The sequence below is a fragment of the Hydrogenophaga pseudoflava genome (genome assembly GCF_004353865.1).
Taxonomy (GTDB): domain Bacteria; phylum Pseudomonadota; class Gammaproteobacteria; order Burkholderiales; family Burkholderiaceae_C; genus Hydrogenophaga; species Hydrogenophaga pseudoflava.
This window is the reverse complement of the sequence record NZ_CP037867.1, coordinates 4,120,229-4,141,214: the sequence shown is the minus strand read 5'-3', so window position 1 is coordinate 4,141,214 and position 20,986 is coordinate 4,120,229. Positions and strand designations below refer to the sequence as shown.

The 20,986-nt window shown below is 62.3% G+C and carries 16 protein-coding genes; 15 read left to right on the top strand and 1 reads right to left on the bottom strand.

Annotated features, from left to right (window positions below):
• The first annotated feature begins 35 nt into the window (after nt 1–35).
• Nucleotides 36–365, top strand: coding sequence for an iron donor protein CyaY (gene cyaY / locus HPF_RS19960; protein ID WP_066152769.1), 330 nt, complete (start codon nt 36–38; stop codon nt 363–365).
• Here the strand turns inward: cyaY and HPF_RS19955 are convergent.
• Entirely contained in the window at nt 355–2,775 is a 2,421-nt protein-coding gene (locus HPF_RS19955; protein ID WP_133157621.1) for a penicillin-binding protein 1A, read from the bottom strand. The genes cyaY and HPF_RS19955 overlap by 11 nt on opposite strands.
• A 270-nt stretch (nt 2,776–3,045) precedes the next feature.
• On the opposite strand from HPF_RS19955, the gene HPF_RS19950 reads away from it, so the two are divergent.
• From HPF_RS19950 to HPF_RS19885, 14 genes are all read left to right on the top strand, one after another.
• Nucleotides 3,046–4,125: a pilus assembly protein PilM gene (locus tag HPF_RS19950; RefSeq protein WP_066152775.1), complete on the top strand. Its 1,080-nt coding sequence runs from the start codon at nt 3,046–3,048 to the stop codon at nt 4,123–4,125.
• Nucleotides 4,122–4,763 carry a PilN domain-containing protein gene (locus HPF_RS19945; RefSeq protein ID WP_066152778.1) on the top strand — a complete coding sequence of 214 codons (642 nt, stop codon included), beginning with the start codon at nt 4,122–4,124 and terminating at the stop codon, nt 4,761–4,763. Before HPF_RS19950 ends, HPF_RS19945 begins: the two co-directional genes overlap by 4 nt.
• A gap of 13 nt (nt 4,764–4,776) precedes the next feature.
• On the top strand, nt 4,777–5,481 hold the full coding sequence (locus HPF_RS19940) for a type IV pilus inner membrane component PilO (RefSeq protein WP_066152781.1): 705 nt from the start codon (nt 4,777–4,779) through the stop codon (nt 5,479–5,481).
• Between the two features lie 99 nt (nt 5,482–5,580).
• Complete coding sequence (locus HPF_RS19935; protein WP_133157620.1) at nt 5,581–6,033, top strand: pilus assembly protein PilP; 453 nt, start codon at nt 5,581–5,583, stop codon at nt 6,031–6,033.
• A gap of 5 nt (nt 6,034–6,038) precedes the next feature.
• Nucleotides 6,039–8,219: a type IV pilus secretin PilQ gene (locus HPF_RS19930; RefSeq protein ID WP_133158179.1), complete on the top strand. Its 2,181-nt coding sequence runs from the start codon at nt 6,039–6,041 to the stop codon at nt 8,217–8,219.
• 24 nt (nt 8,220–8,243) lie between these two features.
• A complete protein-coding gene (locus HPF_RS19925; RefSeq protein ID WP_133157619.1) occupies nt 8,244–8,669 on the top strand; it encodes a hypothetical protein in 426 nt (141 codons plus the stop codon).
• Nucleotides 8,670–8,782: 113 nt separating this feature from the next.
• Entirely contained in the window at nt 8,783–9,328 is a 546-nt protein-coding gene (locus tag HPF_RS19920) for a shikimate kinase (RefSeq protein ID WP_165961747.1), read from the top strand.
• A 47-nt stretch (nt 9,329–9,375) separates the two neighbouring features.
• Entirely contained in the window at nt 9,376–10,497 is a 1,122-nt protein-coding gene (gene aroB / locus HPF_RS19915; RefSeq protein ID WP_066152792.1) for a 3-dehydroquinate synthase, read from the top strand.
• Between the two features lie 55 nt (nt 10,498–10,552).
• Entirely contained in the window at nt 10,553–11,719 is a 1,167-nt protein-coding gene (locus tag HPF_RS19910) for a deoxyguanosinetriphosphate triphosphohydrolase (RefSeq protein WP_133158177.1), read from the top strand.
• Between the two features lie 6 nt (nt 11,720–11,725).
• The gene (locus tag HPF_RS19905) at nt 11,726–12,955 is read left to right on the top strand and encodes an MFS transporter (RefSeq protein ID WP_133157618.1); all 1,230 of its coding nucleotides are present in this window, start codon (nt 11,726–11,728) and stop codon (nt 12,953–12,955) included.
• A 76-nt stretch (nt 12,956–13,031) separates the two neighbouring features.
• On the top strand, nt 13,032–13,679 hold the full coding sequence (locus HPF_RS19900) for a hypothetical protein (protein WP_127804420.1): 648 nt from the start codon (nt 13,032–13,034) through the stop codon (nt 13,677–13,679).
• A gap of 54 nt (nt 13,680–13,733) precedes the next feature.
• Nucleotides 13,734–14,426 carry a transposase gene (locus HPF_RS19895; protein ID WP_066152804.1) on the top strand — a complete coding sequence of 231 codons (693 nt, stop codon included), beginning with the start codon at nt 13,734–13,736 and terminating at the stop codon, nt 14,424–14,426.
• A gap of 196 nt (nt 14,427–14,622) precedes the next feature.
• Nucleotides 14,623–19,398 (top strand): glutamate synthase-related protein, encoded by a 4,776-nt coding sequence (locus tag HPF_RS19890; protein WP_133157617.1) that lies wholly within the window; start codon nt 14,623–14,625, stop codon nt 19,396–19,398.
• Between the two features lie 30 nt (nt 19,399–19,428).
• Nucleotides 19,429–20,910 (top strand): glutamate synthase subunit beta, encoded by a 1,482-nt coding sequence (locus HPF_RS19885; RefSeq protein WP_133157616.1) that lies wholly within the window; start codon nt 19,429–19,431, stop codon nt 20,908–20,910.
• Nucleotides 20,911–20,986 lie beyond the last annotated feature (76 nt).

Sequence of the window (20,986 nt, the reverse complement as noted above, 5' to 3'; positions counted from 1 at the left end):
ACAATGGTTTTGTTCGACATAGTGGTGGCATTGTAATGACCGATTCCGAGTACATGGACCTGGCCGAAGCGCTCCTCAAGGCTGTGGAGCGCGGCTGTGACCGCATCAACGATGAGAGCGATGCCGATCTGGACAACCAGCGGGTGGGCGGCATGGTCACACTCACGTTTTCCAACCGCAGCCAGATCATCATCAACCTGCAGAAGCCGCTGCATGAAGTCTGGATGGCGGCGCGCGCGGGCGGCTTCCACTACCGGTGGGATGGGGCCCAGTGGATGGACACCAAAGGACATGGCGAGTTCTTCGACCACCTGTCGCGCTGCGCCAGCGAACAGGCGGGGCAACCGCTGAGCTTCAGTTCCTGAACAGATCCAGGATGCTGCGCCGGTCCTCCCCTTCTGCGGGCGGCTTGCCGGCATCTCCGGTGTCCTGATCGCCGGAAGCGGGGTCTCCGGCCGACGGCGATCCTGGCCAGGGATCGTTCAATCCCAATCCGCGCACGCCACGGCCTGGTCCGTATTCTTCGTAGTACCACTCGTTGCCAACATGGATCACCCCGGGCGGGGGCTCGATCTCAGCCACCGGCACGCCCTTGAGTGCCTCTGTCATATAGGAAATCCAGATCGGCAGACTGAGGCCACCGCCGGTTTCGCGGCTGCCAAGGTTGCGAGGCGTGTCGTAGCCGACCCAGGCGGCCGCCACCACGGTGGGCTGGTAGCCGACGAACCAGGCATCCATCGAATCGTTGGTGGTGCCGGTCTTTCCATACAGGTCGGGGCGCTTGAGCACCGCCTGAGCACGCGCTGCCGTGCCAGAGCGGGTGATCTCCTGCAGCAGATTACTCATGACAAAGGCGTTGCGCGGCTCGATGGCGCGCTGGGATTCGGCCGGTGCCTCGGACTGGCTTTCGTACAGCACCCGCCCCTTGTGCTCGACCACCTTGGTGATCAGCGAAGGCGCCACCCGATAGCCGCCATTGGCGAACACGGCGTATCCTGCCGCCATCTGCAAAGGGGTGACTGCTCCGGCGCCCAGGGCCATGGTGAGATACGGTGGGTGCTTGTCAGCCTCGAAGCCAAAGCGGGTCACCCATTCCTGGGCGCTTTGTGTGCCCACGAGCTGCAGCACACGGATGGACACCATGTTCTTGGAGCGTGCCAGCGCACGCCGGACCGACATCGGTCCTTCAAACTGACCGTCGTAGTTCTTGGGTTCCCAGGGCTTGCCGCCGGTCTCGGCTGCGGAATAGAACAGCGGTGCGTCGTTCACGACGGTCGCTGGCGTCACCCCCTTCTCCAGGGCCGCCGAATACACGAATGGCTTGAAGCTGGAGCCCGGTTGGCGCCAGGCCTGTGTCACGTGGTTGAACTTGTTTTTCTGGAAATCGAAGCCACCCACCAAGGCCCGAATCGCTCCGTTGCGAGGGTCCAGCGCCACAAACGCAGACTCGACTTCGGGCAACTGGGAAATCCGCCAGGAGTTGTTCGACCCCTTGACCACTCGAATGACCGCCCCGGGTCGGATACGGATATTCGGCGCGGCGCGCTCGCTCAGGCCCGACGCGGCGGGGCGCAAACCCTCTCCCGTGATTTCAAAGGGGTCACCGTCCTGCCGGATGGCCACCACCTTGCGCGGACTGGCGGACAGCACCACGGCTGACAGCAGGTCATCGTTGTCAGGGCGCTCGTTGAGAGCATCGTCGATTGCATCCGCCTGCGCGGCTTTGTCTTCGGGAAGGTTGATGAACTGTTCTGGGCCCCGGTACGCCTGGCGACGCTCGTAGTCCAGGATGCCCTGGCGCAATGCCCGATAGGCCGCCTCCTGTTCGTTGGCCTTCAGGCTGGTGGTGACCACCAGACCTCGGGTATAGGCCTCTTCCCCGTATTGCTGCACCATGGCCTGGCGGACCATCTCGGCCACGTATTCGGCATGGACCTTCAGCTGGACGTGCATCGGGCGAAGCTTGAGCTCCTCAGCCTTGGCCTGCTGCGCCTCGTCGGCCGTGATGAAGCCGTTTTCCAGCATCCGGTCAATGATGTAGAGCTGCCGGGTGCGGGCCCGCTTCGGATTGCTGATCGGGTTGTAGGCAGATGGTGCCTTGGGCAGGCCAGCCAGCATGGCCGCTTCGGCAATGGTGACATCCTTGAGCTGCTTGCCGAAATAGGTTTGCGCGGCGGTGGAAAACCCGTAAGCGCGCTGGCCCAAGAAAATCTGGTTCATGTAGATCTCGAGGATCTGCTCCTTGGTCAGCAGGTGCTCCAACTTGAACGTCAGCAACACCTCGTAGATCTTGCGGGTGTAGCTTTTTTCTGCCGAGAGGTAGACGTTGCGGGCCACCTGCATCGTGATGGTGGAAGCGCCTTGGCTTTTGGCCTGTCCCAGATTGGCAAGAGCAGCCCTGAGCATGCCTCGGTAGTCAACCCCGCTGTGCTCGAAGAACCGGGAGTCTTCGATGGCCAGCACCGCGTTCTTCATAACATCCGGAATGTCCTTGATGGACAGCAGATTGCGACGCTCCTCTCCGAACTCCCCGATCAGCTGGCCATCGGCGGTGAGCACGCGCAGCGGCAACTTCGGGCGGTAGTCGGCCAGGTCGGCCACGTCCGGGAGATTGGGATAGGCCACCGCCAGCGCCAATCCGACGCCCATCAGCAATGCCAGCGTTGAAGCGACCGCAAGCCCCGCGAGGGTGGCCAGCCCCGTGCCAATCCATCGAAGCACGAGGGGCGCACCGGTCGGATGTTCTGGTCGTGATGCGTCGGTTTCTTGGGCCATGCGTGGGGTTAAAAGCTGGGGTGGGACATCAAAACTCAGGCCCCTGAGTGACGACCCGGAACACTGGCCCCATATTGTCGGCGGTCAGGGCTTGCCGCGGTCCTGGGGGGGTGTTGCCCGGTCTGCCCCTGTCTTTTTGCGTATGCTTTTGACAACGTTTCTGTTTGTGCCAAACATGTAAATTCTTTGCTGCACAAAGGGCTTGCTGCTAGCATTGAAGTGATTTCTTAAGTCCGGCGCCCTCTGGCGCCACCATTTCTGGGGGCCACCTTGATCTCATTGGGGTCGTTTTTCAGCCGGGATCCGGCGCCGCTGCTGGGCATTGATGTGAGCTCGTCGAGCGTCAAGCTGGTTGAACTGGGCCGCAACCGCTCGGGAGATCTGGTTCTGGAGCGGTGTGCCATCGAGCCGCTTGAGCGGGGTTGGATCACCGATGGCAACATCGAGAAATTTGACGAGGTGGCGGAGGCGGTTCGTCGGGTGGTTCGCAAGAGCGGCAGCAAGACAAAAAACGTCGCCATGGCTTTGCCGGCATCGGCCGTCATCACCAAGAAGATTGTTCTTCCTGGAGGCCTGTCGGACAAGGAACTGGAGGCGCAGGTTGAGTCCGAAGCCAACCAGTACATTCCGTTTTCACTTGACGAAGTGAGCTTGGACTTCTGTGTGATTGGTCCTAGTGCCAATTCCGTTGGGGATGCCGAGGTGCTGATTGCTGCATCTCGCAAGGAAAAGGTGTCTGATCGCCAAGGTCTCGCTGAAGCAGCGGGGCTGAAGCCGGTGATCATGGATGTGGAACCTTTTGCCTCTCGAATGGCCGCGGGGCGCGTGATCGAGACACTTCCCAATCAAGGCGTCGACTCGCTGGTGGCGTTGTTTGAAGTGGGAGCGATGACCACGAGCATGCAGGTGATGCGCAATGATGATGTTCTGTACGAGCGGGACCAGGCATTTGGTGGTGCACAGCTGACGCAGCTGATCGTTCGGCAGTACGGGTTTTCTGCTGACGAGGCGGAGGCGAAAAAGCGCTCGGGGGATTTGCCGGACGACTACCGATCTGCCGTTTTGGAGCCGTTTATTGAGAGCATGGCCCAGGAGGTTGGCAGGGCACTCCAGTTTTTCTTTACCAGCACGCCGCACAATAAGGTTGATCACATCTTGCTCGCTGGTGGAAGCGCCGCACTGCCCGGATTGACCGAAGCAGTTACCCATCAGACCTCCTTTGCGTGCATGGTGATAAATCCGTTTGATGGCATGGAAATGGCGTCCTCGGTCCAAGCAAGAAAGATCGCCAGGGAGGCTCCCTCCTATCTCACCTCCACCGGTCTGGCCTTGCGGAGGTTTCATCAATGATTCTCATCAACTTGCTACCGCACCGTGAAGCAACACGGAAGCGGCGGAAAGAGCAGTTTTTCACCCAATTGGGCTTGTCTGCTCTGCTTGGGGGCATCATTTGTGGGGCTGTGTACACTTGGTACCAGGGACGCATTGCCGATCAGCAGGCTCGTAACTCATTTTTGAAGCAGGAAACCGCACGCCTTGACGCGGAAATCAAGGATATTGCGACTTTGCAAGCCCAGATCGCCTCGCTTCGCGCCCGACAGACAGCAGTTGAAGATCTTCAAGCGGACCGTAACATGCCGGTTCATCTGCTGGAAGAGTTGGTTGGCGAGTTGCCTGATGGCATTTATTTGCGAAGCATGAAGCAAGAGAGTCAGAGTGTATTGCTGACGGGGACGGCGCAATCACAGGAGCGGGTATCCGATTTCCTCCGAAGTCTTTCAACCAAGACCAAATGGTTGATCAAGCCGGAGCTTGTTGAAATCGTTGCGGCCAATGCCTCTGTATCCAGCAAAGAGCAGCGCAGGGTGTCCAATTTCACCATCCGCGCCATGCTGAATCGCCCGTCCAGTACCTCCAAGGCGCCTGAATCGACTGTGGTGAAACCGTCCAAACCGGCCGCGCGTTCTGCTGCCTCGAGCAAAGTCTGAAGGGTTCTCCAAAATGGCAAAACCCTCCAAAATCTCGCTTGACCTCAAATCGGTCCAGGAAAAGCTGCGTGCTCAGTTCTCTGGCTTGGATCCCAACGATCCGTCTCAATGGCCAGCGCTGCCGAGGAATCTGCTCTTCATTGTGGTTTGTGTGGCGGTCATCGTCGCGCTCTGGTTTACTTGGCTCAAGACGGTTGATGAAGAGCTTCTGACCGAACAGGCCCGCGAACAGACGCTTCGTGATGACTATCGAAAGAAGCTGGTACAGGCCGTCAATCTGGATGCATTGAAGAAGCAGCTTGAGCAGGTGCAGCAATATGTTGCGCAACTGGAGAAACAGCTTCCGAGCAAGGCCGAAATGGATGCGCTGCTGTCCGACATCAACCAGGCGGGTTTGGGACGAAGTCTTCAGTTTGAGCTGTTCCGCCCCGGCCAGGTTTCTGTCAAGGAGTACTACGCAGAGTTACCGATCACTGTCAGGGTCACTGGTGGTTATCACGACATCGGACTCTTTGCAGCGGATATTGCCAATTTGTCCCGCATCGTGACACTGAACAACTTGGCGATTGTTCCAGTGAAAGACAGGGATGGCTTTTTGACTCTGGACTGTGTAGCCAAGACTTTCAGGTACCTTGATCCGGAGGAAGTCGCTATGCAACAAAAAGCGACCCCGGGGAAGAAGCCTGCGGGTAAGAAGGCGACTGGGGCGGCCAAATGAATATTAGATACTTCGCCGGAGGGTGCTTGATTTTGGCGTTGACATTGGGAGTTGCGGGCTGTGCTGACTCTGATCAGGAGGAGTTGAGTGCATGGATGCATGCGTGAACGAAATTCCATAAAGCCAGATGTCAAGCCGATTCCCGAGCCGACCAAATTTGAGCCGTACGCTTATGGTGGTGAGCGCTTTGTTGAGCCTTTCAGCAATGAAAAACTCGCCAGTATCCTGAAAAGCGGGCAGGCATTGCCTTCTGGGCAATCCGCTCTTATTGAGCCGGAACTCAACCGGAGGAAGCAGCCGCTTGAGGCGTTTCCTCTTGATACCATGAAGATGGTCGGCAGCTTGAATCGAAGCGGTCAACTTGTGGGGCTTTTGAAGGTCGGTGCTCTGTTGTATCAGGTAACTCCGGGGAGTTATCTGGGTCAAAACTACGGACGCATCCTGAAGATTGAAGAGAACCAGATCGTTTTGCGCGAAATCGTGCAGGACGCGGCCGGCGAGTGGATTGAGCGACCTGCGGCATTGCAGTTACAAGAGGAATCGACCAAATGAAAAAAATGCATCAGGTAGAGTTGCTTGGTGGGCGTCAGATCGTTCTGCGTGGTTTGTCATTGTTTGCTGGCTCTTTGCTAGCCTGCACTTTTGCTTTTGCGCAAAACTCCATTCAGTCGCTGACAGGCAGTGTTCAGTCGGGTGCTGAAGTGATTCGCATTGAAACCGCTGAACCGCTGAGCGCGGTTCCCTCGGGGTTCACGATTCAGTCCCCGGCGCGGATCGCGCTGGATTTCCCAGGTGTCGTCAATGGGATCGGACGCAGTGCACTGGATATCGGCCAAGGTAACATCCGCTCTGCCAATGTTGTGCAAGCGGGAGACCGGACCAGGGTAGTCATCAATCTCAAACAGCCATCGACATACCAAGCCAAGCTGGATGGTAAGACATTGTTGCTGGTTCTGGATGGTTCATCGTCCGCTTCGCCTACTTCAGTGGCGCAGGCTGCTCCTGCGGCGGCATTTGCCCCGTCAGGGAACGTGGATCCCGCGGCGCTCAAGGACATCGATTTTCGTCGTGGAGTGGGCAACTCCGGGCGGGTGGTGGTCGAGCTTGCAAACAATCAAACCGGCGTGGATATCCGGCAACAGGGCAAAGATCTGGTGGTCGATTTCCTAAAGACCACACTTCCGGAGGGATTGCGGAGGAAACTGGATGTGACCGATTTTGGCACCCCGGTTCAGTCGGTTGTGACGAGTCAGGTGGGCGACAGGGTGCGCATGCTGGTGACCCCCACGGGTCTGTGGGAGCATTCCGCTTATCAGAGTGACAACCAGTTTGTGCTGGAAATTCGGGAGCAGAAGCTGGATCCGTCCAAGCTGACTCAGGGGCCGGGTTACAACGGGGAAAAGTTGTCTCTGAACTTCCAAAATATCGAGGTCCGTTCTCTGTTGCAGGTGATCGCCGATTTCACCAACTTCAACGTGGTGACTTCCGACTCCGTTTCTGGTGCCGTGACCTTGCGTCTCAAAGATGTGCCTTGGGATCAGGCTTTGGACATCATTCTCCAAGCCAAGGGTCTGGGAATGCGCAAGACTGGCAACGTGCTCTGGATTGCACCGAAGGACGAAATTGCTGCACGTGAGAAGCAAGAGTTGCAGACTCAAGCAGAGAACGAGGTTTTGGCGCCGTTGGTTACGCAGGCTTTTCAACTCAACTACGCAAGAGCTGAGGATCTAGCAGAACAGCTTGGTCAAAGTGTTTATTCAGGCGATCAGAATCGTTCAACACAGGTCTCGACTTCGTCTCGATTGTTGTCGCCGAGGGGGAGTGTGCTCGTCGAAAAGCGAACCAACCAGCTGTTTATTACCGACGTGGCCTCGGCCCTTGTCCGGGTCCAAGAGATGATTGCCAAACTTGATGTCCCGATTCGCCAAGTGTTGATCGAGGCGCGCATTGTCGAAGCCGACGACCGTTTTGGCCGGTCGCTGGGCGTGCGGCTGGGGGGCAGCGACTTGCGTGGTGTCCGTGGAGGTGAGGCGGGATACCCTGTCAGCGGGCCCAACAGAGTGGCCATTGGTGGCAGCTATAACGCGGTTTCCAGCACCACTGTAGAGTCAGAAAACACCCTGGACACCGTCAATACAAGCTTTGTCAACCTGCCCTCGGCGGGTGCAGGTGGCTTCCTGCCCGCTGCTTTCGCGGTGTCGCTGTTCAGTTCGGCTGCCAATCGCTTCCTCAACCTCGAAATCTCGGCACTTGAGGCGGATGGTCGAGGCAAGATCGTTTCCAGTCCGCGGGTAGTAACAGCGGACAACAAGGAGGCTCTAATTGAGCAGGGCACAGAGTTCCCCTACCAGACCGCCACATCCAGCGGCGCCACGGCGGTGTCTTTCCGCAAGGCCAATCTCCAACTGAAAGTGAAGCCTCAGATTACGCCGGAAGGCGGCATCATTCTTGATGTGGATATCAACAAAGACAGCCGTGGCGAAACGACGGCTGCCGGCATTGCCATCAACACCAAGCATGTGCAGACACAGGTGCTGGTGGAGAACGGTGGTACCGTGGTGATTGGTGGCATTTTTACGGAAGAGGAAACGGAAGACGTCGCCAAGGTTCCCCTGTTCGGAGATCTGCCGATTGTTGGAAACCTGTTCAAGAACAAGAACAAGTCGTCGCGTAAGCAGGAGTTGCTGATCTTCCTTACGCCGCGCTCGATCACTGAAGGCGCCATGGCGCGCCGCTGAACTGACTGGATTTAGGAGTTACGCATGCTGAAACAAACGGCGCGAGTTGCGGGAAGTCTTGCGGTGGCAATCGCGTTGGCATCTTGCGGTGGAGGTGGGGACATTGCTGGAGACTCGACAGAGTTTTCCGTTTCGCCGAGCGAGTGGAAGGTGTCCACCGTGGCGGTGGGAAAGAACAATTGCACTGGACTCAATGGAAGTGGTCCTTATGTGTTTACCATCATCGGGGGGCAGGCTCCCTTCCGAATTGTCAACGCTGTGCCTGATGCATTGACAGTGGATAAAACTGAGGCGACTGGTAAGGATCCCAAGTTCAATGTCTGGCTTCGCGGGCGTTGTGGCGATCCGTTTATCATCACTGTGCTGGACTACCACTCGCGCACCACGGTGGTGGAAATCACGGTGGAATCGGAAGAGCCGGAAGATACGGAAACCCCGACCACTGAGTAACGCTCCGAGCCTGTGCCCGGACAGTTGGGATTTCTTGTCAATTGATCGGCACCTGAATTCGCTTGCTGTCCTCCCGCGGTGGCGGGCGCTTATGTCTTTCATGAGTTGATCACTTGTCCTCCATCGCACTGATCGGTTTGCCTGGCTCCGGCAAGTCGACCATCGGCCGGCAACTGGCGCGCCGGCTTTCTCTGTCTTTTTCGGACTCCGATCATGTGATTGAGCATCGCTTGGGATGTTCGATTCGAGAGTTCTTCGAGCGCGAGGGTGAAGACCGGTTCAGGGACATCGAAGAGGCTGTGATTGATGAGTTGTCCCAAGGGCAGGGCCGTGTGCTCTCCACGGGTGGGGGGGCAGTGTTGCGCCCAGCCAACCGGCAGCGGCTTCATGACCGTTGCCAGGTGGTTTACCTTCGGTCTTCGCCAGAAGAGGTTTTTCGGCGTTTGCGCCATGACCGCAACCGGCCTTTGCTGCAGGTAGCCGATCCCCTTCAGCGGCTCAAGGACCTGTATTCAGCGCGCGACCCCCTGTACCGGGAGGCTGCGCATTACGTCATCGACACGGGCCGGCCTTCGGTGGCCACGCTGGTGAACATGATCGTCATGCAACTGGAGCTGGCGCCTGGAGCTGCCGCGCGAGGTGGGCCCGGCCCGGTTTGACTTCGCCTGTCTTTCGGGCGGGCAATTCCTGGCCCTACACTTGGGCCATGCGCAGAGATCTTTCCCCCGTTGGCGGCGAACAGGTGATCATCGACCTGGGCGAACGCAGCTATTGCATCGACATCGCGGCAGGCTTGCTTGATCGGGCCGACGCCTTCTCGGGATTGCCGTCGGCATCCGTTGCCATGATCGTGACGAACGACACCGTGGCGCCCCTCTACCTGGAGCGCCTCAGGAGTTCGCTGGCACCGCACTACCGCACCGTGTTGCATGTGGTGTTGCCGGACGGCGAGGCTTTCAAGACTTGGGAGACGCTGAACCGGATCTTCGATGCCTTGCTGGGTGCGGCGTGTGACCGAAAGACCGTGCTGTTTGCCCTTGGGGGCGGCGTGGTGGGTGACATGACCGGCTTTGCCGCCGCTGCGTTCATGAGAGGCGTGCCCTTTGTTCAGGTGCCCACCACGCTGTTGGCGCAGGTGGACTCATCAGTGGGGGGCAAGACGGCGATCAACCACCCGCTGGGCAAGAACATGATAGGTGCCTTCTACCAGCCTCAGCGGGTGCTGTGCGATCTGGCAACACTCGATACCTTGCCGGAGCGCGAGCTCAGCGCGGGGTTGGCCGAGGTGATCAAGTACGGGCCGATCGCCGACATGGCGTTTCTGGACTGGATCGAACGCAACATGGGGGCGCTGCGCGCGCGGGATCCCCGGGCCATGGCGCATGCCGTCAAGCGCAGTTGCCAGATCAAGGCGGAGGTGGTGGGCCAGGACGAACGCGAGTCGGGCTTGAGGGCGATCCTGAACTTCGGCCATACCTTCGGCCATGCGATCGAGGCGGGCATGGGGTACGGCGCCTGGTTGCATGGTGAGGCGGTGGGCTGTGGCATGGTGATGGCCACCCGGCTGTCCGCGCGCATGGGGCTGGTCGACAACGCGTTTGTCGAGCGCATCAAGGCGGTGGTTGAGGCGGCCGGATTGCCGGTTCGCGCGCCTGTGCTGGACGAAGGTGACAACGTGGCGCGCTACCTCTCTTTGATGCGACTGGACAAAAAGTCCGAGGCGGGCGAGATCCGGTTCGTGCTGGTGGACGGAGGCGGGAAGGCCCTGATGCAGGGGGCGCCCGATGCGGTGGTGGGCGAGGTGATTGCCGAAAGCTGCGTCGCGTGAGGTCCTGGTCTTCGTGCTGACGCCCCGGATGGTCATTCCGCCAATGCCTGGACGGATGCTGCTGGCGTCCTACGCGGCCGATCCGGCGAGCAGCCGAGGCCGCCGTTTTGCCGAGCCAGAGGCGCCCACACGCTCAGTGTTCCAGCGCGACCGCGACCGGATCATTCACTCCACCGCGTTCCGGCGCCTCGTCTACAAGACGCAGGTCTTCCTGAACCACGAAGGCGATCTGTTCCGCACCCGTCTGACGCATTCCCTGGAGGTGGCGCAGTTGGGGCGCAGCATCGCCCGCACGCTGGGTCTGAACGAAGACCTGGTCGAGGCGGTTGCCCTGGCCCACGATCTGGGCCACACGCCCTTCGGCCATGCCGGCCAGGATGCGCTCAACGCGTCGATGAAAGCCGCGCGCCCGAATGAGCCATTGACCGACGAGGTGGACTGGGGCTTCGAGCACAACCTGCAGAGCCTGCGGGTGGTCGATGCGCTGGAAGAGCGCTACCCGGCATTTGATGGCCTGAACCTGACCTTCGAGACCCGGGAGGGCATCCTCAAGCACTGTTCAAGAATGCATGCGGAACGCCTGCTGAAAGCCGAACCGGGTGGTGTGGCCCAGCGGTTCGTGTCGGGCGGCTGCCCGTCGCTGGAGGCGCAGCTGTGCAACCTGGCCGACGAGATCGCCTACAACGCCCACGACATCGACGATGGCGTGCGTTCCGGGCTGCTGACGCTGGAACAGATCTCCGAGGTGCCCCTGTTCGACCGCTATCGCCGCCAGGCCCTGGACGCACACCCCGACCTGGGGGGGCGCCGGTTGCTGTTCGAGTCGATCCGCCTGATGCTCAGCGACCAGGTCTACGACGTGATCGACACGACACAGGCACGCATCGCGGCCTCGGGGGTGGAGACCATTGATCAGGTGCGCGTGCAGGCGCTTCCGCTGGTGGGTTTCTCCGACGAGATGAAAGCCGAATCGCAGAAGCTCAAGCACTTCCTGTTGCGCAACCTCTACCGCCATCCCCAGGTGATGGACACCACAGAGCGGGCGGCACAGGTGGTCACAGAGCTGTTTTCGATGTACCTCGAGCGCCTGGACGAATGGCCGCATTCACCGCTCAAGGCGCGCCAGCCTGCGCGGGCGGTGGCCGACTACATCGCCGGCATGACGGACCGCTTTGCCATCCGCGAACACCAGCGTCTCAGCGGCCGTGTGCTGTTTCCCTGAGTGTCCATGAACCATCCGTCAGCCCCCCCGCGCTCCACCGATGGCCAGGGCCTGGCCCTGGTGGTGGTCGGTGTGGGCGTGTGCTCCGCGCTGCACGTGGGCAAGTTGCCGGTGGCAATCCCGCACCTCCAGGCCGAGCTGGCGCTGAACCTGGTGCAGGCCGGTTTTCTGCTGTCGCTGGTGCAACTGGCAGGCCTCTCGCTAGGGTTGCTCGTCGGTCTGCTGGCCGATCGGCTGGGCCCGCGCCGGGTGATGCTTGTGGGGCTGTGTGTGCTGGCCGCAGGCAGTGCAGGGGGCGCACTGGCGCCCGACGTGAACCGGTTGCTGGTGTTCCGGGTGGTGGAAGGAGCCGGATTCCTCCTGACGGTGTTGCCGGCGCCAGGGCTGCTGAGGCTGCACCTGCGCGACCCGGTGCGCCTGTCCCGTGCGCTGGGCTGGTGGGGCACTTACATGCCGATGGGCACCGCCCTGGCGCTGTTGCTGGGTTTGCCGCTGATGGCCTGGTCGGGCTGGCGCACTACCTGGTGGCTGCTGGCGCTGTGCAGTCTGGCGGCGGCGGCCTGGTTGGCGCTGCGGGTGCCGGCAACAGTCGCCGGCGATGCCGGACCGGCCACTTCTTCGTCCCTCTGGCCGCGATTGAAGCGAACCTTGCGCGCGCCAGGGCCCTGGCTGGTGGCGCTGGGCTTTCTTCTGTATTCGGGCCAGTGGCTGGCGGTGGTGGGCTTCCTGCCCACGATCTATGTGCAGGCGGGCCTGGGGGCTGCCAACGTGGCGGTGCTGAGCGCACTGGCCGCCGCGGTGAACATGGTGGGCAATGTGGCCGCCGGGCGGTGGCTGGCCAGGGGGGCGCGGCCCGGGGTGCTGGTGGCGCTGGGGTACGGGGCGATGGCGGCGGGGGCGGTGGTTGCGTTTGGTGCTGTTGGTTACCCGGTGCTGCAGTACCTGGCCGTGCTGCTGTTTTCGGCGGTCGGTGGGCTGATCCCGGGCACGCTCTTTGGCGTGGCCGTGGTGCTGGCCCCGGGCCGGGATACGGTGTCCACCACCGTCGGCTGGATGCAGCAGTTCTCCGCTTTGGGGCAGTTCATCGGCCCGCCTGCAGTGGCCTGGTGGGTGACGCGTGTCGGTGGCTGGCACTGGACCTGGGTGCTGACGGGGGCGTGCTCTCTGCTGGGCCTGCTGTTGGCGGTGCGGCTGCAGCGGGAGTGGACTGCACGGCCTGGAACCCCGGCCAATTGAGGGGCGATACACTGCCGCCGACGAGGGCGCTCGCGACGGCAGCCCAGGGCAGGACCAACAGGACGGAACGCATCCCATGAGCTATCTCCAGCAGCTCAAACGACAGGCGCAGGCCCGGCAGGCCGAGCAGGGCGAGCAGCAGCACGGGCTGGAAGCCCGCACGGCGGCGACGGAGGCGGCCTGTCAGGTGGTCTGGAACTACCTGTCCGAACTCGCCCGCCAGTTGAGCGTCATCCAGCCGCCGGCGCAGCGGCTGGGGCTCGACCACAAGCACCTCTGGCCCGGTATGCGGCAGCACGACTTCCGTTTCGATGCCCGGAAGAAGCGCCTGCGCGACCGCGAGGTGTTCGACTACCTGGCGCTGGGCTGGAAGCTGGGCCCCCGCGAGGGCGAGGTGCGGCGGGGCCGGGTGAGTGTGAACTTCCCGCCGGACCTGGAGCGGGTGCAGAAGCGCCTGGCCGCGGGCCATGTGGTGCATGAGCGCGTTGAGCAGCGGCACCCAGAGTCCAATGCCCTTCTGGCCATCGTCTTCGAGTTCGACATGGCGGCGCGGGCGAGCGTGATGGTCACAGCCGACCACGACGCCGCGCTGCTGAGGTTCCGGCTGGCCTGCGTCGGCGGCATGGAGGTTGTGACGACCGAACTGCCGGTGGGCCAGGTGAACCCGGCCCGGCTGGACGAACTGGCGCGCCTGATTGTGGGAGAGCCCAGCCAGTTCCTGTGAGGCGGTTGAGGACCTCGGGGACATAATCGGGGACAGATTTCAACGGAGACTGCCTTGGCTCGACTGGCCCGCCTGACCCTGCCCGGTCAGGTCCATCACGTGATGCACCGTGGCAACAACCGGCAGGCCATCGTGCTGGACGACACCGACCGCGACACCCTGCTGGACCTGCTCTGGGCTCGGGCCGAACAGCTGAAGGTGGCGGTGCACGCCTATGTGCTGATGCCGGACCACTTCCAGCTGCTGTGCACGCCCTCGACCGCCGACGGCGTGCCCCGCCTGATGCAGGGAGTGGGCCGGGACTATGTGCGCTGCTTCAACCGGCGCCACGGCCGCAGCGGCACGCTCTGGGAGGGGCGCTACCGGTCCACACTGATCCAGGCGGAGCGCCACCTGCTGTCCTGCATGGTCTTCATTGATCTGGACCCGGTGCGGGAGGGGCTGTGCGCCGATGCGCAGTCCTATCTCTGGTCCAGTCACCGCCACCACGCGGGCCAGGCGCAGGACCGCCACATCACGCCCCATGCGATGTACTGGGCACTGGGCAACACGCCGTTTGCGCGCGAAGCCGCATACGCCGATTTGGTGCGTGCCGGACTGAATGCGCAACAGATGGGCGCTATCGCCAACTCGCTGTGGCATGGCTGGGCGCTGGGCGACCCGGACTACCTCGCCTCGCTCAGCAAGGACACCGATCGTCGGCTGATTCCTGCACGTGCCGGGCGACCAAAAAAGACACCGCCCTGATGGCGTTCAGAAAAAATCCTTTGGGATCAGCGTTGTTTTGCTGAAATTAATCTGACCCTTATTAATTGTTTGAGTGCTTTGATTGGAATTTATAAGAATCTGACCCTAATTATTTTCCTTGGCACCGATGTTGCAGTGCATTAAGCTTCGCGTCCCGCGCATTTTTGCCAAGCCCTTGTCCAGAAAAGGAAGCGTCATGACCACGGCAGCCGAACAACAGCAGTTCCAGCAACAGGGTCTGTACGACCCGGCCAACGAGCACGATGCCTGCGGCGTCGGTTTCGTGGCCCACATCAAGGGCGAAAAGCGCCACGACATCGTGACCCAGGCGCTCAAGATCCTGGAGAACATCGACCACCGCGGCGCCGTTGGTGCCGACAAGCTGATGGGCGACGGCGCTGGCATCCTGATCCAGCTGCCCGATGCGCTGTACCGCGAAGAAATGGCCAAGCAGGGTGTGACCCTGCCGCCCGCCGGCGAATACGGCGTCGGCATGATCTTCCTGCCCAAGGAGCACGCCAGCCGCCTGGCTTGCGAGCAGGAAATGGAGCGCGCCATCAAGGCCGAAGGCCAGGTGCTGCTGGGCTGGCGCGATGTGCCCGTCAACAAGGACATGCCCATGTCCCCGACGGTGCGCGAGAAAGAGCCGATCATGCGGCAGGTCTTCATCGGCCGCGGCAACGACGTGATCGTGCAGGACGCGCTGGAGCGCAAGCTGTACGTGATCCGCAAGACCGCCAGCGCCCACATCCAGGCGCTCAAGCTCAAGCACAGCAAAGAGTATTACGTGCCCAGCATGAGCAGCCGCACCGTGGTCTACAAGGGCCTGCTGCTGGCCGACCAGGTGGGCACCTACTTCCTGGACCTGCAGGACCCGCGCTGCGTTTCCGCCCTGGGTCTTGTGCACCAGCGCTTCTCTACCAACACCTTCCCCGAGTGGCCGCTGTCGCACCCCTACCGCTATGTGGCGCACAACGGCGAGATCAACACCGTCAAGGGCAACTACAACTGGATGAAGGCGCGCGAAGGCGTGATGTCCTCGCCCGTGCTGGGCGCCGACCTGCAGAAGCTCTACCCGATCAGCTTCGCCAGCCAGTCCGACACCGCCACGTTCGACAACTGCCTCGAACTGCTGACCATGGCTGGCTACCCCATCAGCCAGGCCGTGATGATGATGATTCCCGAGCCCTGGGAACAGCACACCATGATGGACCCGCGCCGCCGCGCGTTCTACGAGTACCACGCGGCGATGCTGGAGCCCTGGGATGGCCCGGCCTCCATCGTGTTCACAGACGGCCGCCAGATCGGCGCCACGCTGGACCGCAACGGCCTGCGCCCCTCGCGTTACTGCATCACCGACGACGATCTGGTGATCATGGGGTCCGAGTCGGGCGTGCTGCCGATCCCGGAAAACAAGATCGTGCGCAAGTGGCGCCTGCAGCCCGGCAAGATGTTCCTGATCGACCTGGAGCAGGGGCGCATGATCGACGACGAGGAGCTGAAGGCCAACCTCGCCAACAGCAAGCCCTACAAGCAGTGGATCGAGAACCTGCGCATCCGCCTGGACGATGTGGAGCATCCGGTGGCCGGCGAAGACGCCGTCGAACTGCCGATCACCAAAACCGAGCCCCAGTCCACGGGCGCTGAGCGCGTGTCGCCCGAGCTGCTGGACCAGCAGCAGGCGTTTGGCTTCACGCAGGAAGACATCAAGTTCCTGCTCAGCCCCATGGCCGCCAACGGCGAAGAGGGCATTGGCTCCATGGGCAACGACAGCCCGCTGGCTGTGCTCTCTGGCAAGAACAAGCCGCTGTACAACTACTTCAAGCAGCTGTTCGCCCAGGTGACGAACCCACCCATCGACCCGATCCGCGAAGCGATCGTGATGTCGCTGGTGTCCTTCGTCGGTCCCAAGCCCAACCTGCTGGACATCAACCAGGTCAACCCGCCGATGCGGCTGGAGGTGAGCCAGCCGGTGCTGGACGCTGCCGACATGGCCAAGCTGCGCAACATCGAGTCGGTGACGCAGGGCAAGTTCAAGAGCGCCACGCTGGACATCACCTACCCGGTCAGCTGGGGCAAGGAAGGCGTGGAAGCCAAGCTGGCCTCGCTGTGTGCCGAAGCCGTGGACGCGATCAAGGGTGGCAAGAACATCCTGATCATCAGCGACCGTGGCGTGAGCCGCACCCAGGTGGCCGTGCCGGCGCTGCTGGCGCTGTCGGCCGTGCACCAGCACCTGGTGCGCGAAGGCCTGCGCACGACCGCCGGTCTGGTGGTCGAAACCGGCACCGCGCGCGAGGTGCATCACTTCGCCGTGCTGGCGGGCTATGGCGCCGAAGCCGTGCACCCCTACCTGGCCATGGAAACCCTGCAGGCGATCGCCGCAGACCTGCCGGGCGAGCTGAGCGCCGAGAAGGCGATCTATAACTACATCAAGGCGATCGGCAAGGGCCTGTCCAAGATCATGTCCAAGATGGGCGTGTCGACCTACATGTCCTACTGCGGCGCCCAGCTGTTCGAGGCCATCGGCCTGAACAGCGAGACCGTGTCCAAGTACTTCACCGGCACCGCCAGCCGCGTGGAAGGCATTGGCGTGTTCGAGATCGCCGAAGAAGCCATCCGCATGCACAAGGCGGCGTATGGTGACGACCCGGTGCTGGCCAGCATGCTGGAAACCGGCGGTGAGTACGCCTGGCGCGCCCGTGGCGAAGAGCACATGTGGACGCCCGACGCGATTGCCAAGCTGCAGCACAGCACGCGCGCCAACAACTGGAACACGTACAAGGAATACGCCCAGATCATCAACGACCAGAGCCGGCGCCACATGACGCTGCGCGGCCTGTTCGAGTTCAGGATCGACCCGTCCAAGGCCATCTCCATCGACGAGGTGGAGCCGGCCAAGGAGATCGTCAAGCGCTTTGCCACCGGCGCCATGTCGCTGGGTTCCATTTCCACCGAAGCACACGCCACGCTGGCCGTGGCCATGAACCGCATCGGTGGCAAGAGCAACACCGGCGAAGGCGGCGAGGACGCGCTGCGCTACCGCAACGAGCTCAAGGGCATCCCGATCAAGCAGGGTCAGACCATGTCCGACCTGCTGGGCAACATCTTCGAGGTGGACTACCCGCTCGAAGCCGGCGACTCGCTGCGTTCCAAGATCAAGCAGGTCGCCTCGGGCCGCTTCGGTGTCACGGCCGAGTACCTGGCCAGCGCTGACCAGATCCAGATCAAGATGGCCCAGGGTGCCAAGCCGGGCGAGGGTGGCCAGCTGCCCGGCGGCAAGGTGTCGGAATACATCGGCAAGCTGCGCCACAGCGTGCCGGGCGTGGGCCTCATCAGCCCGCCGCCGCACCACGACATCTACTCGATTGAAGACCTGGCCCAGCTGATCCACGACCTCAAGAACGTGGCGCCGCACAGCGACATCAGCGTCAAGCTGGTGTCCGAAGTGGGCGTGGGCACCATCGCCGCGGGCGTGGCCAAGTGCAAGGCCGACCACGTGGTGATCGCAGGTCACGACGGTGGCACGGGCGCTTCGCCCTGGTCGTCGATCAAGCATGCCGGTTCGCCCTGGGAAATCGGCCTGGCCGAAACCCAGCAGACCCTGGTGCTCAACCGCCTGCGCAGCCGCATTCGCGTGCAGGCCGACGGGCAGATGAAGACCGGCCGCGACGTGGTCATCGGCGCGCTGCTGGGCGCCGACGAGTTCGGTTTCGCCACCGCGCCGCTGGTGGTCGAGGGCTGCATCATGATGCGCAAGTGCCACCTGAACACCTGCCCGGTGGGCGTGGCCACGCAGGACCCGGAGCTGCGCAAGAAGTTCTCGGGCAAGCCCGAGCACGTCGTCAACTACTTCTTCTTCATCGCCGAAGAGGCGCGCCAGATCATGGCGCAGCTGGGCATCCGCAAGTTCGACGAGCTGATCGGTCGCGCCGACCTGCTGGACATGAAGAAGGGTATCGAGCACTGGAAGGCCCGCGGCCTGGACTTCAGCCGTCTGCTGGCCACGCCGGCGGTGCCGGCCGATGTGCCGCGCCTGCATGTCGAGAAGCAGGACCATGGTCTTGAAAAATCGCTCGACAACGTGCTGATCGCCAAGAGCAAGGCCGCCATCGAGAAGGGCGAGAAGGTCCAGTTCATCGAGGTGGCGCGCAACGTGAACCGCTCAGTGGGCGCCATGCTTTCGGGTGCGGTCACCAAGGTGCACCCAGAGGGACTGCCGGACGACACCATCCGCATCCAGCTCGAAGGCACGGGCGGCCAGTCCTTTGGCGCGTTCCTCACCAACGGCATCACGCTGTACCTGATCGGCGACGCCAACGACTACACCGGCAAGGGCCTGTCGGGCGGCCGTGTGGTGGTGCGTCCGAGCATCGACTTCCGAGGCGAGTCTACCCGCAACATCATCGTCGGCAACACGGTGATGTACGGCGCCACCTCCGGTGAAGCCTTCTTCAGCGGCGTGGCCGGCGAGCGCTTCGCCGTGCGCCTCTCGGGCGCCACGGCGGTAGTCGAAGGCACGGGCGACCACGGTTGCGAGTACATGACCGGCGGGACCGTGGTGGTGCTGGGCAAGACAGGCCGCAACTTCGCGGCCGGCATGAGCGGCGGCATCGCCTACGTCTACGACGAGGACGGCCTGTTCGCCCAGCGCTGCAACACCGCCCAGGTCGCGCTGGAGAAGGTGCTGTCCGCCACCGAACAGGAAGCCACTACGGACAAGGCGATCTGGCACCGCGACCAGACCGACGAAGCCCAGCTCAAGAAGCTGCTGCAGGATCACAACCGCTGGACCGGAAGCAAGCGTGCCCGCGAGCTGCTGGACAACTGGGCCGAAGCCCGCGCCAAGTTCGTGAAGGTCTTCCCGACCGAATACAAGCGCGCCCTGGCCGAGATCAACGCCAAGAAGGCGGCCGTGGCCGCCACTGGCAAGGCCCAGGGCAGTGCCAAGAAGCAAACGGCCCCCGCCAAGTAAGAAGCAACCACCCCACGCAGGACCAACATCATGGGAAAAGTCACCGGCTTCATGGAATATGAGCGTCTGGAAGAGGGCTACAAGCCCGTTGCCGAACGCCTGAAGCACTACAAGGAATTCGTGGTTGCGCTGGACGACAGCCAGGCCAAGATCCAGGGCGCGCGCTGCATGGACTGCGGCACGCCGTTCTGCAACAACGGTTGCCCGGTCAACAACATCATTCCGGACTTCAACGACCTCGTGTACCAGGGCGACTGGCAGAACGCCATCACCGTGCTGCACAGCACCAACAACTTCCCCGAGTTCACTGGCCGCATCTGTCCCGCGCCTTGCGAGGCGGCCTGCACCATCAACGTGAATGGCGACGCGGTGGGCATCAAGTCCATCGAGCACGCGATCATCGACAAGGCTTGGGAGAACGGCTGGGTCCAGCCGCAGCCGGCCCGGCACAAGACCGGTAAGAAGGTGGCGGTGGTGGGTTCCGGACCGGCCGGCCTGGCCGCGGCCCAGCAGCTGGCGCGCGCCGGTCATGATGTGACGGTGTTCGAGAAGAACAGCCGCATCGGTGGTCTGCTGCGCTACGGCATCCCCGACTTCAAGATGGAGAAGTCGCACATCGACCGCCGTGTCGCGCAGATGGAAGCCGAAGGCGTGGTGTTCAAGACCAGTACCCTGATCGGCACCATGCCCGAGGGCAGCAAGGTCACCAACGACGCCAAGACGGTGATCAGCGCCGAAGACCTCAAGGCCCGGTTCGACGCCGTGTTGCTGACCGGCGGTTCCGAGCAGAGCCGTGACCTGCCAGTTCCGGGGCGTGACCTGGACGGCGTGCACTTCGCGATGGAGTTCCTGCCGCAGCAGAACAAAGTCAACGCCGGCGACAAGCTGAAGAACCAGCTGCGCGCCGACGGCAAGCACGTCATCGTGATCGGTGGCGGCGACACCGGCTCCGACTGCGTGGGCACCAGCACCCGCCACGGCGCCGTGAGCGTGACCCAGTTCGAGGTGATGCCGCAGCCGCCCGAGCAGGAGAACAAGCCGCTGGTGTGGCCGTACTGGCCGCTGAAGCTGCGCACCAGTTCCAGCCACGACGAGAGCGCCGAGAAAGGCATCCTCGCGCGCGAATTCGCCATCTCCACCAAGGAGTTCATCGGCAAGAACGGCAAGCTCACCGGCCTCAAGACCGTGAACGTGGAGTTCAAGGACGGGAAGATGGTCGAGGTGGCCGGCACCGAAAAGGAATACAAGGCCGACCTGGTGCTGCTGGCCATGGGCTTCGTGAACCCGGTGTCCACCGTGCTGGACGCCTTCGGTGTCGACAAGGACGCCCGTGGCAACGCCAAGGCCTCGACGGACTTTACCGGTGGTTACGTCACCAACGTGCCCAAGGTGTTTGCGGCCGGTGACATGCGCCGCGGCCAGTCCCTGGTGGTGTGGGCCATCCGCGAAGGGCGCCAGGCGGCGCGGGCGGTGGACGAGTTCCTGATGGGGCAGTCCGACCTGCCGCGATGAGTCCTGGGGGATTGCCGGAGGCGGGCCGGGCGTTTTCGACGCCCATGCGACAATGCCCGGTCATACATCTGGCCTC